The organism is Bradyrhizobium sp. HKCCYLS3013, assembly GCF_051167615.1.
In the GTDB taxonomy this organism is placed as follows: Bacteria; Pseudomonadota; Alphaproteobacteria; order Rhizobiales; family Xanthobacteraceae; genus Bradyrhizobium.
This window is the reverse complement of the sequence record NZ_JBNPTK010000011.1, coordinates 137,282-150,854: the sequence shown is the minus strand read 5'-3', so window position 1 is coordinate 150,854 and position 13,573 is coordinate 137,282. Positions and strand designations below refer to the sequence as shown.

Sequence of the window (13,573 nt, the reverse complement as noted above, 5' to 3'; positions counted from 1 at the left end):
GGATTGGGATGGCGATCAGGCGTCAGGTGGACGGCGTCCACTTCCAGACGATGTCGCTGACGTTGACCTGTTTCGGAATGAGGCCGACGCGGGCGAACCGATCCGCCACCGCCTGCTGGCTCCTGATGATGTCGTCGTCGAGCGGCACGACGCTGTAGACCGAACGGTCGACGAAGCGCCTGACCGCCGCGATGTCGACGCCGGTCGCCTCGGCCTGCGCCTTGGCCACCTCGTCGTGATGGCTGTTGGCCCAGATGCCCTCGGCGGCGAACGCGGCGTTCAGCCTGGCGACGATGGCGGGATACTTCTCAACGAAGTCGGAGCCCACGATGTAGAACGAGTTCGGCTTATGCACGTCCTTGTCCCACGCGATCACCCGTGCATTCTCCTTCAGCTCGGCGAGCGCGAGGTACGGATCCCAGATCGACCACGCGTCCACCGAGCCCTTGACGAAGGCCGCGGTGGCATCGGCCGGCGCGAGCGGCGCCGGCGTGATGTCGCTCCACGACAGGCCCGCCTTCTCGAGTGCTGCGACCAGCAGATTGTGCGCGCTCGAGCCCTTGCCGAAGGCGACGCGCTTGCCCTTGAGATCGGCAAGCGTCCTGATCGGCGAATCCTTCTGCACCACGATCGCCTGGCTGCTGCCGTTCTGCTTGACGGCGGCGGCGTAGCGGATCTTGGCGCCCGCGGCCTGCGCGAAGATCGGCGGCGCGTCGCCGACATAGCCGAAATCGACGCTGCCGACATTGATGGCCTCAAGCAGCGGCGGACCGAACTGGAAATCGACCCAGACGATCTCGATGCCGAGAGGCTTGAACGTCTCCTCGATGGTGCGGCGCGCCTTCACGGCGGGGAAGAAGCCGCCCTTCTGGGTGCCGATGCGGATCTCCTTCGGCCTTTCCTCGGCGCGCAGCGGCGCCGCGCAGCTCATCACCGCAGCTGATGCCAATGACAGTTTGAGAAAATCGCGACGCTTCATTGCCCTCTCCGACCCTTGCGCATCCGCATTGATGCGATGCAAGGGATGATGGTGGCGGGCGAAACGCGTGTCGAGCACCCCGGAAAAATAGCGATGCCGGTCCTGTTTCGTCACACGGCGAAGGGATGTTCGTATCGAGACGCCCGTGCAAAGCAGCGAGAATTTCTCACGATCGACAACGCGATCACGGGTCTTCACAGACCATCAACCACGATCGCACCGGCATGCTCGCCGATCCGCGACCAATTGTCCCCGCGGTCCGCCGCTTGATCCAGGTCAAGCCTTTGGCAAGGCTTCCTTGCTTAACGTTGGAATAGGCGCGGCCCGGATGCCGCAACCCCTCCTGAACCTCCCCCTAGCCGAGAATTCTCTCATGTCGCTCGTTGGCGGCGATGCGAACGCGCGTGCGCGTCGCAGACGCATGGAAATTTTTGCCTTCCTGTTTCTCACTGCCGTGCTGATGCCTGCGCTCGCGGTCGCCACCGTCGGCTCCTACGGACTCACGGTGTGGGTCTACCAGATGATGGCCGGACCGCCCGGGCCGCCCGCGGCGCACTGATCGGAAGGACCCCGCCGTGCTCTCACACCGCACCTCCCTCGACCGGCGCGCGCTGATCACCGGCCGCGTCCTCACCGCCGATCCCGTCGTCGCACCAGCCAAGGGCGAGATCGCCAGCATCATCGTGCAGACCCGGCCCGAGCAGCTCGACCGCGTCGAAGCCGACATCCTCGCGCTGTCCGGCTGCGAGATCCACGGCCGCGACATCAGAGGCAAGCTGATCGTCGTCGTCGATGCGCCCGATGCCGGCGCGCTCGGCGCCACCATGAACCGGATCGGACTGCTGCCGCACGTGCACTCCGCCTGCCTCGTCTTCCACGCCATCGACGCCGGCTAATCACACGAGACTCCAATGACCGACATGAAGATCGATCGCCGCCAGATGCTGAAGCTGGAAGCCGCCGCGATTGCCGCGGCCGCCGCCGGCATGCCGAGCGCCTCGCTCGCGGCGAACCTCGTCACCGAGCGCGAGCAGAGCGAGCTGAAATGGGACAAGGCCGCCTGCCGCTTCTGCGGCACCGGCTGCAGCGTGATGGTCGCGACCAAGGACAACCGCGTCGTCGCCACCCATGGCGACATCAAGGCCGAGGTGAATCGCGGCCTGAACTGCGTCAAGGGCTATTTCCTGTCCAAGATCATGTACGGCCATGATCGCCTGACGCACCCGATGCTGCGCAAGACCAACGGCAAGTACGACAAGAACGGCGAGTTCACGCCGGTCACGTGGGACGAAGCCTTCGACATCATGGCGCAGAAGTACAAGGAGGCGCTGAAGAAGCGCGGGCCCTCCGGCGTCGGCATGTTCGGCTCGGGCCAGTGGACGATTTGGGAAGGCTATGCGGCCTCCAAGCTGTTCAAGGCCGGCTTCCGCTCCAACAACATCGATCCCAATGCGCGGCACTGCATGGCGTCGGCCGTGGCCGGCATGATGCGCACCTTCGGCATCGACGAGCCGCCCGGCTGCTACGATGACATCGAGGCCACGGACGCGTTCGTGCTGTGGGGCTCCAACATGGCGGAGATGCATCCAATCCTGTGGACCCGCGTGACCGATCGGAGACTGTCGACGCCGCATGTCAAGGTCGCCGTGCTCTCGACCTTCGAGCACCGCTCGTTCGACCTCGCCGATATCGGCATGGTGTTCAAGCCGCAGACCGACCTCTACATCCTCAACGCCATCGCCAACCACATCATCACGACAGGCCGCGTCAACAAGGACTTCGTCCAGGCGCACACGGTGTTCAAGAAGGGCCAGACCGACATCGGCTATGGCCTGCGGCCGGAGCATCCGCTGCAGAAGAAGGCCAAGGGCGCCGCCAACCCGAACGACGCCACCGACATCTCGTTCGACGAGTATGCGAAGTTCGTCTCGGACTACACGCTGGAGAAGGCCGCCGAGATGTCCGGCGTGCCGTTGAACCGGCTGCAGGCGCTCGCCGAGCTCTATGCCGATCCGAAGACCAAGGTGGTCTCGTTCTGGACCATGGGCTTCAACCAGCACACCCGCGGCGTCTGGTGCAACAACCTCGTCTACAACATCCATCTTCTGACCGGCAAAATCGCCGAGGCCGGCAACAGCCCGTTCTCACTGACCGGGCAGCCCTCGGCCTGCGGCACCGCGCGCGAGGTCGGCACCTTCTCGCACCGTTTGCCCGCCGACATGGTGGTCACCAACAAGGAGCACCGCGCCAAGGCCGAGCACATCTGGCAGCTGCCGGAAGGTACGATCCCGGACAAGCCGGGCTATCACGCGGTGCTGCAGAGCCGGATGCTGAAGGACGGCCTGCTCAACGCCTATTGGGTGCAGGTCAACAACAATTTGCAGGCCGGCCCCAACGCGAACGAAGAGACCTATCCGGGCTTCCGCAACCCCGACAATTTCATCGTCGTCTCCGACGCCTATCCGTCGGTGACCGCGCTCGCCGCCGATCTCATTCTGCCGACGGCGATGTGGGTGGAGAAGGAAGGCGCCTATGGCAATGCCGAGCGCCGCACCCAGTTCTGGCACCAGCTCGTCTCGGCGCCGGGCGAGGCGCGCTCCGACCTCTGGCAGCTGATGGAGTTCTCCAAGCGCTTCAAGATCGAAGAGGTCTGGCCCGAGGAGCTGATCGCCAAGAAGCCGGAGGTTCGCGGCAAGACGCTGTTCGACGTGCTCTACAGGAACGGCCAGGTCGACAAATTCCCGGTCGACCAGATCGAGCCGGGCTATGCCAATGACGAATCCAAGGCGTTCGGCTTCTACGTCCACAAGGGCCTGTTCGAGGAATACGCCTCGTTCGGCCGCGGCCACGGCCATGACCTGGCGCCGTTCGAGGCCTATCACAAAGAGCGCGGCCTGCGCTGGCCTGTCGTCGACGGCAAGGAGACGCGCTGGCGTTTCCGCGAGGGCTCCGACCCTTACGTCAAGTCCGGCACCGGCGTGCAGTTCTACGGCTTCCCGGACGGCAAGGCGCGCATCTTCGCCCTGCCCTACGAGCCGCCGGCGGAATCGCCGGACAAGGACTATCCGTTCTGGCTGTCGACCGGACGCGTGGTCGAGCACTGGCATTCCGGCACGATGACGCGCCGCGTGCCCGAGCTCTACAAGGCGTTCCCCGAAGCCGTCTGCTTCATGCATCCGGACGATGCCGAGGCCGCGAACCTGAGGCGCGGCGACGAGGTCAAGGTCGCCTCGCGGCGCGGCTTCATCCGCGCCCGCGTCGAGACCCGCGGCCGCGACAAGCCGCCGCGCGGGCTCGTCTTCGTGCCGTGGTTCGACGAGTCCAAGCTGATCAACAAGGTGACGCTCGACGCCACCGACCCGATCTCGCTGCAGACCGATTACAAGAAATGCGCCGTGCGCATCGAGCGGGTGTGACGATCATGATCAAGAGACTTGCCATGATGCTGCTCGCGGCCAGCCTTGCGGCCGGCTCGAGCGCCCTGCTCGCCCAGAGCGTCTCCTCGTCGCTGCGCGGCCCCACGCCGCTCAATGACGAAGGCCCGGCGCCGCCGATGCAGCCGACGAAGAACACCGCCGAGAAAGAGGTGCGCAACTATCCGGAGCAGCCGCCGGTGATCCCGCATTCGATCGACGGCTATCAGGTCGACATGCAGGGCAACAAATGCCTGTCCTGCCATGCCCGTGCTCGCATCGCGGAGTCGAAGGCGCCGATGCTGTCGATCACCCACTTCATGGACCGCGACGGCCAGTTCCTGGCGTCGGTGTCGCCGCGCCGCTACTTCTGCACCCAGTGCCACGTGCCGCAGAGTGTCGCCAATCCGCCTGTCAGCAACGACTTCGTCGACATCGACACGCTGCTGGCGCACGGCAAGCCGGATGGCAAGCGATGAGCAGCGCCGACATCCCGCAGGGCGCCAAGGCGCCCGTCCCCGAGAAGCGGCTCGGCCTTGCCGGCCGCGCCTGGCAGTTCATTCTCGACCTCATCGACGTGCTGCTGAAGCCGAGCTCCGTGTTCGGGCTCGGCGTGCTGGTGCTCGCCGGCTTCCTCGCCGGCGTCATCTTCTGGGGCGGCTTCAACACCGCGCTCGAGATCACCAACACCGAGAAGTTCTGCACCAGCTGTCACGAGATGAAAGACAACGTGTTCGCCGAGCTGAAGTCGACCGTTCACTTCTCAAACCGCTCCGGCGTGCGCGCCAGTTGCCCGGACTGCCACGTGCCGCACAACTGGACCGACAAGATCGCGCGCAAGATGCAGGCCTCCAAGGAGGTCTGGGGCCATCTGTTCGGCTCGATCAACACCCGCGAGAAGTTCACCGACCGCAGACTGGAGCTCGCCTTGCATGAGTGGGCGCGGTTCAAGGCGAACGACTCGCTCGAATGCCGCAACTGCCACAGCTCCCAGTCGATGGACATCACCAAGCAGTCGCCGCGCGCCGTCGAAGCGCATCAACGCTTCCTGTTCACCGGCGAAAAGACCTGCATCGACTGCCACAAGGGCATCGCGCACCACCTGCCGGACATGCGGGGCGTGCCGGGCTGGCAGTAGTCGACTTCTCTGAATGGCCGAGCCGTCGCCGCGCGCGCAGTCGGCTCCCCTCCCCCTTGTGGGGAGGGGTTGGGGAGGGGGCCCACACGGGCGGTGTCGCCCGGAGCCCCCCTCCCCAACCCTCCCCCACAAGGGGGGAGGGAGCACACCGTACGCGCCGCACGCTTTCGGCCTCCATTCTCTGAAGCGAGGCACCCCTGCCTTAGCTAGCGCTTGATCTCCCCGCATCAGCCCTTAGGTTCACGGAATGTCCCCGAGTCGCCGCGCGGCTCCATCCCTGTGAGCCATGACCACCTTCTCCCCGCATCAGGATTCCGCGCTGAAGGCCGTCGGCGATTGGCTGAAGGCCAAGCCCGGCCAGAGCGGCACGCCACAAGTGTTCCGGCTGTTCGGCTATGCCGGAACCGGCAAGACCACGCTGGCCCGCCACATCGCCGAGGGCGTCGACGGCGAGGTCAAGTTCGCGGCCTTCACCGGCAAGGCGGCGCTGGTGATGCGCAGCAAGGGCTGCGACAACGCCTCCACCATCCATTCGCTGATCTATCGCGCGCAAGAAACCGGCGAGGAGCAGCCGAACTTCGAATTGTGGGACGACGCGCCGGCCTCCAAGGCCAAGCTGATCATCATCGACGAATGCTCGATGGTCGACGCCGATCTCGGCCGCGACCTGCTGTCCTTCGACTGCCCGCTGCTGGTGCTCGGCGATCCCGCGCAGCTGCCGCCGGTCAAGGGGGGCGGCTTCTTCACCGACAGCGAGCCGGACGTGATGCTGACCGAGGTGCACCGCCAGGCCAAGGACGATCCGATCGTGCGGATGTCGATGGACGTGCGCGAGGGCAACACGCTCGACGTCGGCCGCTACGGCGAGAGCGAGGTGGTCGAGCGCCGCGAGCTCGATCCGTCCCGCGTCATGGAGGCCGACCAGGTGCTGGTCGGCCGCAACGCCACCCGACGCGCCTACAACAACCGCTTCCGGCAGCGCCTCGACATCGAGGACGCGCTCCCTGTCGCCGGCGACAAGCTGGTCTGCCTGCGCAACAACCGTAAGAAGGGCCTGTTCAATGGCGGGCTGTGGCGGGTGAAGTCGCGCGCGACCTCGAAGTCCAAGATCGTCACCATGCGGGTCGCGCCCGACGAGGATCTCGGACGCAAGGTCACGAAAGTCTCGGTGCGCGGCGAATGCTTCGCCGGCGGCATCGAGGACATCCCGTGGGAGCAGCGCAAGCCCTATGACGAGTTCGACTACGGCTACGTGCTGACCGTGCACAAGTCGCAGGGCTCGCAATGGGACGACGTCGTGCTGTTCGACGAGAGCTTTGCCTTCCAGGAAAGCCGCGCCCGCTGGCTCTACACCGGCATCACCCGCGCCGCGAAGCGGCTGTCGATCGTGGTGTAACGCCGGCTTTACCGCGCGAGACGATTTTGCTCGCCTCGCTGGTACCCACCTGCGGCAGGTTGATCCACGTCAACCTGACGCAGGGTCCTTGGCGGATAAAGATCGATTCACATCTCTGTTAAACCAGCAGCAGGCGGCGGGATCGTATGGCAAAGTCCAACACCACGAAAGGCAAGACCAAAGGCAAGTCGACGAAAGACAAGGCTTCCAACGGTCAGCGCAGCAAGCGCGCGAGCGCCACGGCGCGTGTCGCGCGCCGGCAGTCCGCAGCCAAGCTCGATCCGATCGGTCAGTCGCTTGTGGACGAATCGATGCAGGCCGCGCAGATCACCGAGCTGTCGGCGTTCGAGACCGTGCTCAACGGCCCGCCGGCCCTCGACCCCAACTCCGCGCCGGTCCGGGCGATGCTGGACGGCGCCGCGCCGGACGATGCCAGGCTGATGAAGGCGCTGATCGAGGGCAAGGCCAAGCCCGACAAGCGCCACACCTCCGACGAGCTCGCCGACAATTGGCGCCAGGGCGGCTACCCCTACAAATTCCGCATGTACCGCAAGGACTATGAGGAGCAGAAATTCATCCTGCAGACCGAGCTGTTGAAGCTGCAGAACTGGATGAAGGATGCGCGCCAGCGCCTGGTGCTGCTGTTCGAAGGCCGCGACGCCGCCGGCAAGGGCGGCACCATCAAGCGCTTCATGGAGCATCTCAATCCGCGCGGCGCCCGCGTGGTGGCGCTGGACAAGCCGAGCGACGTCGAGCGCGGCCAGTGGTACTTCCAGCGCTATGTCGAGCATCTGCCGACCGCGGGCGAAATCGTGCTGTTCGACCGCTCCTGGTACAACCGCTCCGGCGTCGAGCGCGTGATGGGCTTCTGCTCTCAGGTCGAGTACGACGAGTTCCTGCGCCAGGTGCCGGAGTTCGAGCGCAACCTCGTGCGCAGCGGCATCCACCTCATCAAGTTCTGGTTCTCGGTCAGCCGCGACGAGCAGCGCCGCCGCTTCAAGGAGCGCGAGGCGCATCCGCTGAAGCAGTGGAAGCTGTCGCCGATCGACACCGCGTCGCTCGACAAATGGGACGACTACACCCGCGCGAAGGAGGCGATGTTCTTCTCCACCGACACCGCCGACTGCCCGTGGACCGTGATCAAGTCAGACGACAAGAAGCGTGCGCGGCTGAACGCGATGCGCTGCGTGCTGCATTCGCTGCCCTATGCCGGCAAGGACGTCTCGCGCATCGGCCAGGTCGACGACCTCATCGTCGGCCGCGCCAGCGTGATCCACGAGCGCGAGGAGCACGCGAGCTGAGCCACCCCGCTCAGCGCCGATGACGCCGGTGCGGCCTCGCCATATAGGCCGGCCGCATCGCTGCATTGGCATTCGGAAGGCCCGGCGCGCCGCGACGGGCCAACTCCGCCTGTGCCGCCGGCGTCAGCGTGCCGCCATTGAGCACGTCGCGTTCGGGATGCATGGCCTCATAGGCCGCCGGCTCGGAGAATTGCGCCGATGCCGCGCTCACCGCCAGCGTCGACATCAGCAGAGCTGCCGCCAGGCTCCTGAATATGATCATGATCGGTCTTCCCTCTGTGGTGCATCAATTCACGCTTGCGATCATGTAGGCGGGCGAAGGCTGCCCCCCTATCACGACTGCGCGAGCCGGTAACCCTTCGTGAGCGCGCTCATGTCTCAGAGCTGGCGAAGGATCGTTCCTACCGACGGTCCGACGCGTCACCGCCGCAGCGGCAGCCGATCATACGGGCTGAGGCGGGCCCGCGGCGGAAACACGAGCACCGCGCCGGAGGCGCGCTCCATGCCCATTTTCCCCGCCGGAGTCAGCGCGCCGCCGTTGAGCACGTCGCGATCGGGATACATCGCCTGAAACGCCCCGGGCTCCTGCTCGCCGAAAAACCAGCCCTGCGCCGATGCTGGCGCAACAGTGGCCATCGACAGCAGCAAGGCTGCCGCCTTTGATTTCCAGGAAGTCATGATTGTTCTCCAGGTTCTCAGGATGCGGAGACCACGCACGCGATTGATGCTCTGGTCAGAGCCGTCATCAGCGAGGCGCGACCGCCTCTGTATTGACCGCAGAGGAAACGAAATATTCGCGGCGTCGTCGCCTTGCCGGGATCACGACCGCGAGACCTGAACCACATCATCATTCGAGGATCGACGAAGCGTGACGTATCGTGAGTTCGCGGACGAGATGGCGCGCATCCGATGACCTCCCCCCCGTCGTCGCGAATTTGATAGCTGCCGACGATGCAGGATCGACGGCGCGCAGCACCGCCCTGCAGCCCGTCGGGCAAATCGGCCGGCGGCGACAAAAGCTGTCAAGGCCTTCTGAAAAACATAAATCATTTCGCGCTCTGCCCAAATCAGACTTATCATGCCTGCGTTTCGTTGCACGGCAGGGGACGTATCGCGATCGTCACGGACGTTGGCAGCGGAATGCGATGGACGCGGCATGTTGCAGCGGGTCCTGGACCTGCCGACGAACGGCATGGCGCGGACGGCGAAAGCGTGTGGTCCTGGCCTCCCGACGCTGAGGCCAAGCTGGCGGTGATGATCCGCCGGCGACGGGGGCAAGACAGCCGGTCCCCGAGGAGAGCACGTATAAGCGTTAAAACCATCGCGCAGGGAGGGCCGGATCTGTCCGGCTGAACCTGTGGTACCTGCCGCCTGCATTTTTTTAAGCAGGCGGGCCACGGGCCTCAGTCGAGGTCCGGCCTTCCCTGCGCCCTCCACTTCGGAGGGCCGATGAACCGGCATCCCTCGGGCAATTCGGGCCGCGAGACCACATCGTCATGCCTGGAACGGTCTCGCCACAACTCCCAGCGTCGTCCCCGGCACCCATTGGGCGATTGCGCTCGTGCCGCCGCCCCCCGCCTGTTCACGCAGTCGTGTCACGTCCCCCGTAACGCGGGCCGGGCACCGACGTATCTTGCAGCAGAGGCCGGACCGGGCCAGTGTTTCCGGCCGGCGAGACGAGACAAGCCACCCCTCACGAGGATCCGAAGATGCGCCTCACCCGCTCCCTTTTCGTCAAGACAGCCGTGCTCGGTGCGATGGCCGGCATCCTGGCCTGGCAGCCGCTGCATGCCGCCGAGCAGGCCGTTGTGATCCCGCCGCCGGCCCAGGACCAGCCGGCCTCCGACGGACTGGAAACCGCTGTGGTCGCCGGCGGCTGCTTCTGGGGCGTCCAGGGCGTCTACCAGCACACCGCGGGCGTGGTCAGCGCGGTCTCCGGCTATGCGGGCGGCACCAAGGCCACGGCCGACTACCGCACGGTGTCGAGCGGCACCACCGGCCACGCGGAATCGGTCCAGATCAAATACGATCCGAAAAAGATCTCCTACGGCAAGATCCTGCAGATCTTCTTCTCGGTGGTGCACGATCCGACCCAGTTGAACCGCCAGGGCCCGGACAGCGGAACGCAATATCGCTCGGCGATCTTCACCACCTCGGAGGCGCAGAAGAAGGTCGCCGAGGCCTACATCGCGCAGCTCGACAAGGCCAAGGTGTTCGGCAAGCCGATCGTCACCAAGATCGGCAAGCTCGAGGCGTTCTATCCGGCCGAGGACTACCACCAGGACTACCTGACGCTGCACCCCAGCCAACCCTATATCGCCTATAACGACCTGCCGAAGATCGACAATCTGAAGAAGATCTTCGCCGAGAACTACATCGACAAGCCGACGCTGGTCCGGGACGCCAAGGCGACGAACTGAGGCGTCGCGTTCGGCCCGACCAGCGCCATGACAGGGGCGGACCATACGGGTCCGCCTGGAGGACCACAGGATGAGCGACACCAAGACGAACAACAAGGTCGTCAAGAGCGAGGCGGAATGGCGCAAGGAGCTGACGCCGATGCAGTACGCCGTGCTGCGCGAGAAGGCGACCGAGCGCCCCTTCTCGGGCGAGTATGAGCATGAGCACCGCGCCGGGACCTATGTCTGCGCCGGCTGCGGCCAGACCCTGTTCGAGTCCGACGCCAAGTTTGATTCCGGCTGCGGCTGGCCGAGCTTCACCCGGCCGGCGACGGAGAGCCACGTTGACGAGGAGACCGACACGACCCATGGCATGGTTCGCACCGAGGTGCTGTGCTCGAAATGCTCGGGCCATCTCGGCCACGTCTTTCCCGACGGCCCGGGGCCGACCGGCCTGCGCTATTGCATCAACTCGGCGGCGCTGAAGCTGAAACCGCGCTGATGGCACGCCCGGCCCCGGTCCCGTCATCGACGGTACTCGGGGCCGCTGGCTTGCGGCGGGCGAGGCGCGGGCGGCCAAAACCGGCCACAAGGGGTGAGATTTTAGCCGTGCAGATCGGGCTCTCCTGCATTCACAAGTTGCGGATCAATTAAGCTACTGAAAAGACAGCATGTTTCAAGGCGGCCCACAGCGGGCCGGATTTACGATGTGAGCGTGCAGGATTCGCATTTCTGCCAAATCGGCCTATATTAGGGGTCGTAACTGACTATGCAGGGCCGGGCCGCCTGGAGCGGCAAATCCCGCCCTCCACCCCCGCAATCGCTGGCGTCATTGCCAAGCTGAATGTTTTGAAAGCTCGCGTCAGCGCTTCCAGCCGACAAGAAGAGGTCTCAGACCATGCGTCCACTGCGTCCGTTCAACTTCAACACCTCTGCCGAACTGTTTCCCGCCGCCATCCGCAAGAAGAAGCGGGCGGGTTTCGCCTATCGGCGGTTCGGCACCGCGGCCGAAGCCGTGCGCTTCGCCATGGAGGAGTTGCCTGCGGATTCGCTGAATGGCGCCTACCTGCAGGTCGAGGAGGCCCGGTTCGACCAGAACGGCATCCGCACCCTGTATGAGAGCGAGGCGTTTCCGCTGCCGCGCCGCGTGGTCGACAAGGCGCCGGACGCCGATGCGGCCTGACGGCTGCCAGAGCATTCTTCGATACCCTGCCCCGCCTCGTGCGGGGCAGTTTTTTTATGGGGGTCTGTTTGTCCGTTTGTTGCCCCGGTCCCGTCGCACGTCAGCGCGGCTGGGTATCCAGCCACCGCCGCAGGATCTTGGCGTTGCGCATGTTGGCGCGGAACAGCACGTCGAAGGCGTCGCCCGCCACCGGCACCATGCCGATCACGCCCTCGACCGCGACATTGCCCAGCATCCGCGTGATGACGTGCCAGGGCGCGCCCAGCGCCCGGGCCTCGCGCACCAGCCACAGCGACAGCGCGGTCGCGATGAGGTCGCCGACCACCGGGATGAGGCCGATGATGCCGTCGATGCCGTAGCGGATGTTGGTGCCGGGCAAGACGAAGGCGACGTCGAGCAGCTTCGCCACCGCCTCGAGCCGCGCGATGCGCTGCTCGCGGGTCAGGTTGCCGAACGGATTGGCGGTGTTGAAATCGAACCGCACGCCATCCGGGCCGACGAAGGCGCCATTGAACGAGGACCGGAACGCCCCTTGCGGGATCTCTCGTCCGTCCTGGTCGATGATCGGTCCGCGCGCCTCATCGGCGTTGAAGCGCGCCTGCGAGGCGCGTCCCGATGCGCGGCGGGGCGAGGTGGACATCTGGTCTTGCATACCCATGAGATGGCAACGCGCGGGGCCCGGCACAAGTTGCGTCGAACCGCCGCCTTGTCTCGCCTAGCGGCCCCGTGCGCCGGTCGGCGTCAGCCCGAAGCGGCGCCGGAAGCAGCGGTTGAAATAGGACAGGTCGTTGAAGCCGCAGGCAAACGCGATATCGCTGATGCGGCGTCCGCCACCGGCCAGCAGGTCCATGGCCTTGCGCAGGCGCAGCTCGTTCAGCCGGGCCGAGAAGCCGGCGCCGGCCTCGTGCAGCAGGTCATTGACGTAGCGCTCGGACAGGCCCGCCGCGGCCGCAAGCTTCTGCGCCGAAAAATCCGGCTCGGCAAAGCGGCTGTTCAGAATGGTCAGCAGCCCCGCCAGGCGAACGCTGCGCAGGCCGCCGCGGCCGGCCTTGCGCATCGCGTCGCCGCGGACACCGAGCCCGAGCGCCACCAGATCGAGCAGATGCTGCGCGATCGCCGGGCCGGCTTCGTCGGCCGCGGCGGGATGGGCGAGCAGCAATTCGCTGTAGTCCATCGCGAGCGACAGCGCGCCGCCGGGCGCCAATTCGCGCCCGACCAGGTCATCGACACCGGAGACCATCGAGCGCAGCGTCATCATCGGCAGATGCACGTTGACGAAGCGCTTGTGATTGGCGCCATCGGCGCTGAAGAACGGCTCATCGAGCTTGAGCAGCACCATCGCCCCCGGCCGCAGAGCGAACTCGCGTCCGCGATGAACGACCATCGCCTCGCGACTGCCGGCGTTGCGCGCCAGGCAATAGCGGTCGTCGTTGGTCGCGAGCACCTGGCGCCGTTCGCGCCTGACACGGGTGAAGGTGCCGTCGCAGCGCCCGAGCAGGGTGGTGCCGATGTGGATGGCGTTCATTACGGCGCGAAACGGCACGTCCTCGGCCGGATCGAGCTCGCCCGTGTTGGAGAAGTGCTCGAACAATTCCGCAAAGCACAAGAAGCGCTGCCTGTCGTCGAGCCCTTTCGGCAGCATGTCGGTCGACAGCATTTTCCTGACGATGGTCATCGAAATCAGATCCGAGGCAAAGGAATTTCCGAAGCAACGCGATCAATGTGGCAGCGGCGGGATGAACGGCCGCTGAAGTCGGCAAAGCT

The 13,573-nt window shown here is 65.5% G+C and carries 15 protein-coding genes; 10 read left to right on the top strand and 5 right to left on the bottom strand.

Annotated features, from left to right (window positions below):
• Positions 1–22: 22 nt before the first annotated feature.
• Positions 23–979, bottom strand: a complete 957-nt coding sequence (locus ACQR1F_RS20550) for an aliphatic sulfonate ABC transporter substrate-binding protein (RefSeq protein ID WP_434913734.1) — start codon at positions 977–979, stop codon at positions 23–25.
• A gap of 373 nt (positions 980–1,352) precedes the next feature.
• Between ACQR1F_RS20550 and napE the strand changes: the two genes are divergently transcribed.
• The 7 genes from napE (at position 1,353) to ppk2 (ending at position 8,227) form a co-directional block, all read left to right on the top strand.
• Positions 1,353–1,538, top strand: coding sequence for a periplasmic nitrate reductase, NapE protein (gene napE / locus ACQR1F_RS20545; RefSeq protein ID WP_315803350.1), 186 nt, complete (start codon positions 1,353–1,355; stop codon positions 1,536–1,538).
• Positions 1,539–1,554: 16 nt separating this feature from the next.
• Positions 1,555–1,875: a chaperone NapD gene (locus ACQR1F_RS20540; protein ID WP_316182352.1), complete on the top strand. Its 321-nt coding sequence runs from the start codon at positions 1,555–1,557 to the stop codon at positions 1,873–1,875.
• A gap of 15 nt (positions 1,876–1,890) precedes the next feature.
• On the top strand, positions 1,891–4,395 hold the full coding sequence (gene napA, locus ACQR1F_RS20535) for a nitrate reductase catalytic subunit NapA (protein WP_316182350.1): 2,505 nt from the start codon (positions 1,891–1,893) through the stop codon (positions 4,393–4,395).
• 5 nt (positions 4,396–4,400) lie between these two features.
• Positions 4,401–4,871, top strand: coding sequence for a nitrate reductase cytochrome c-type subunit (locus tag ACQR1F_RS20530; protein WP_315803347.1), 471 nt, complete (start codon positions 4,401–4,403; stop codon positions 4,869–4,871).
• Positions 4,868–5,530 carry a NapC/NirT family cytochrome c gene (locus ACQR1F_RS20525; protein WP_434913733.1) on the top strand — a complete coding sequence of 221 codons (663 nt, stop codon included), beginning with the start codon at positions 4,868–4,870 and terminating at the stop codon, positions 5,528–5,530. The genes ACQR1F_RS20530 and ACQR1F_RS20525 overlap by 4 nt, the downstream gene beginning before the upstream one ends.
• A 286-nt stretch (positions 5,531–5,816) precedes the next feature.
• A complete protein-coding gene (locus ACQR1F_RS20520) occupies positions 5,817–6,926 on the top strand; it encodes an ATP-dependent DNA helicase (protein WP_315803345.1) in 1,110 nt (369 codons plus the stop codon).
• 146 nt (positions 6,927–7,072) lie between these two features.
• Positions 7,073–8,227 (top strand): polyphosphate kinase 2, encoded by a 1,155-nt coding sequence (ppk2, locus tag ACQR1F_RS20515; protein ID WP_434873884.1) that lies wholly within the window; start codon positions 7,073–7,075, stop codon positions 8,225–8,227.
• A gap of 10 nt (positions 8,228–8,237) precedes the next feature.
• On the opposite strand, the gene ACQR1F_RS20510 is transcribed toward ppk2, so the two are convergent.
• Together ACQR1F_RS20510 and ACQR1F_RS20505 are read right to left on the bottom strand one after the other, a co-directional pair.
• Positions 8,238–8,489, bottom strand: a complete 252-nt coding sequence (locus tag ACQR1F_RS20510) for a hypothetical protein (protein WP_434892789.1) — start codon at positions 8,487–8,489, stop codon at positions 8,238–8,240.
• Positions 8,490–8,647: 158 nt separating this feature from the next.
• Positions 8,648–8,905, bottom strand: coding sequence for a hypothetical protein (locus ACQR1F_RS20505; protein ID WP_316237571.1), 258 nt, complete (start codon positions 8,903–8,905; stop codon positions 8,648–8,650).
• A gap of 1,031 nt (positions 8,906–9,936) precedes the next feature.
• Between ACQR1F_RS20505 and msrA the strand changes: the two genes are divergently transcribed.
• From msrA to ACQR1F_RS20490, 3 genes are all read left to right on the top strand, one after another.
• Positions 9,937–10,647, top strand: coding sequence for a peptide-methionine (S)-S-oxide reductase MsrA (msrA, locus tag ACQR1F_RS20500; RefSeq protein ID WP_434863808.1), 711 nt, complete (start codon positions 9,937–9,939; stop codon positions 10,645–10,647).
• Positions 10,648–10,717: 70 nt separating this feature from the next.
• On the top strand, positions 10,718–11,128 hold the full coding sequence (msrB, locus tag ACQR1F_RS20495) for a peptide-methionine (R)-S-oxide reductase MsrB (RefSeq protein ID WP_315803340.1): 411 nt from the start codon (positions 10,718–10,720) through the stop codon (positions 11,126–11,128).
• 396 nt (positions 11,129–11,524) lie between these two features.
• Positions 11,525–11,809, top strand: coding sequence for a hypothetical protein (locus ACQR1F_RS20490; RefSeq protein WP_315733902.1), 285 nt, complete (start codon positions 11,525–11,527; stop codon positions 11,807–11,809).
• A gap of 100 nt (positions 11,810–11,909) precedes the next feature.
• On the opposite strand, the gene ACQR1F_RS20485 is transcribed toward ACQR1F_RS20490, so the two are convergent.
• Together ACQR1F_RS20485 and ACQR1F_RS20480 are read right to left on the bottom strand one after the other, a co-directional pair.
• The gene (locus tag ACQR1F_RS20485) at positions 11,910–12,461 is read right to left on the bottom strand and encodes a DUF4112 domain-containing protein (RefSeq protein ID WP_315803496.1); all 552 of its coding nucleotides are present in this window, start codon (positions 12,459–12,461) and stop codon (positions 11,910–11,912) included.
• A 63-nt stretch (positions 12,462–12,524) separates the two neighbouring features.
• Complete coding sequence (locus ACQR1F_RS20480) at positions 12,525–13,484, bottom strand: helix-turn-helix transcriptional regulator (protein ID WP_315803339.1); 960 nt, start codon at positions 13,482–13,484, stop codon at positions 12,525–12,527.
• Positions 13,485–13,573: the final 89 nt, after the last annotated feature.

What these genes read in the sequence shown, in the direction of transcription:
- ACQR1F_RS20480 (WP_315803339.1), bottom strand. Translation starts at nt 13,484, where the DNA reads ATGACCATCGTCAGGAAAATGCTGTCGACCGACATGCTGCCGAAAGGG.
- napE (WP_315803350.1), top strand. Translation starts at nt 1,353, where the DNA reads ATGTCGCTCGTTGGCGGCGATGCGAACGCGCGTGCGCGTCGCAGACGC.
- ACQR1F_RS20530 (WP_315803347.1), top strand. Translation starts at nt 4,401, where the DNA reads ATGATCAAGAGACTTGCCATGATGCTGCTCGCGGCCAGCCTTGCGGCC.
- ACQR1F_RS20490 (WP_315733902.1), top strand. Translation starts at nt 11,525, where the DNA reads ATGCGTCCACTGCGTCCGTTCAACTTCAACACCTCTGCCGAACTGTTT.
- ACQR1F_RS20550 (WP_434913734.1), bottom strand. Translation starts at nt 979, where the DNA reads ATGAAGCGTCGCGATTTTCTCAAACTGTCATTGGCATCAGCTGCGGTG.
- ACQR1F_RS20485 (WP_315803496.1), bottom strand. Translation starts at nt 12,461, where the DNA reads ATGCAAGACCAGATGTCCACCTCGCCCCGCCGCGCATCGGGACGCGCC.
- napA (WP_316182350.1), top strand. Translation starts at nt 1,891, where the DNA reads ATGACCGACATGAAGATCGATCGCCGCCAGATGCTGAAGCTGGAAGCC.
- msrB (WP_315803340.1), top strand. Translation starts at nt 10,718, where the DNA reads ATGAGCGACACCAAGACGAACAACAAGGTCGTCAAGAGCGAGGCGGAA.
- msrA (WP_434863808.1), top strand. Translation starts at nt 9,937, where the DNA reads ATGCGCCTCACCCGCTCCCTTTTCGTCAAGACAGCCGTGCTCGGTGCG.
- ppk2 (WP_434873884.1), top strand. Translation starts at nt 7,073, where the DNA reads ATGGCAAAGTCCAACACCACGAAAGGCAAGACCAAAGGCAAGTCGACG.
- ACQR1F_RS20505 (WP_316237571.1), bottom strand. Translation starts at nt 8,905, where the DNA reads ATGACTTCCTGGAAATCAAAGGCGGCAGCCTTGCTGCTGTCGATGGCC.
- ACQR1F_RS20525 (WP_434913733.1), top strand. Translation starts at nt 4,868, where the DNA reads ATGAGCAGCGCCGACATCCCGCAGGGCGCCAAGGCGCCCGTCCCCGAG.
- ACQR1F_RS20520 (WP_315803345.1), top strand. Translation starts at nt 5,817, where the DNA reads ATGACCACCTTCTCCCCGCATCAGGATTCCGCGCTGAAGGCCGTCGGC.
- ACQR1F_RS20510 (WP_434892789.1), bottom strand. Translation starts at nt 8,489, where the DNA reads ATGATCATATTCAGGAGCCTGGCGGCAGCTCTGCTGATGTCGACGCTG.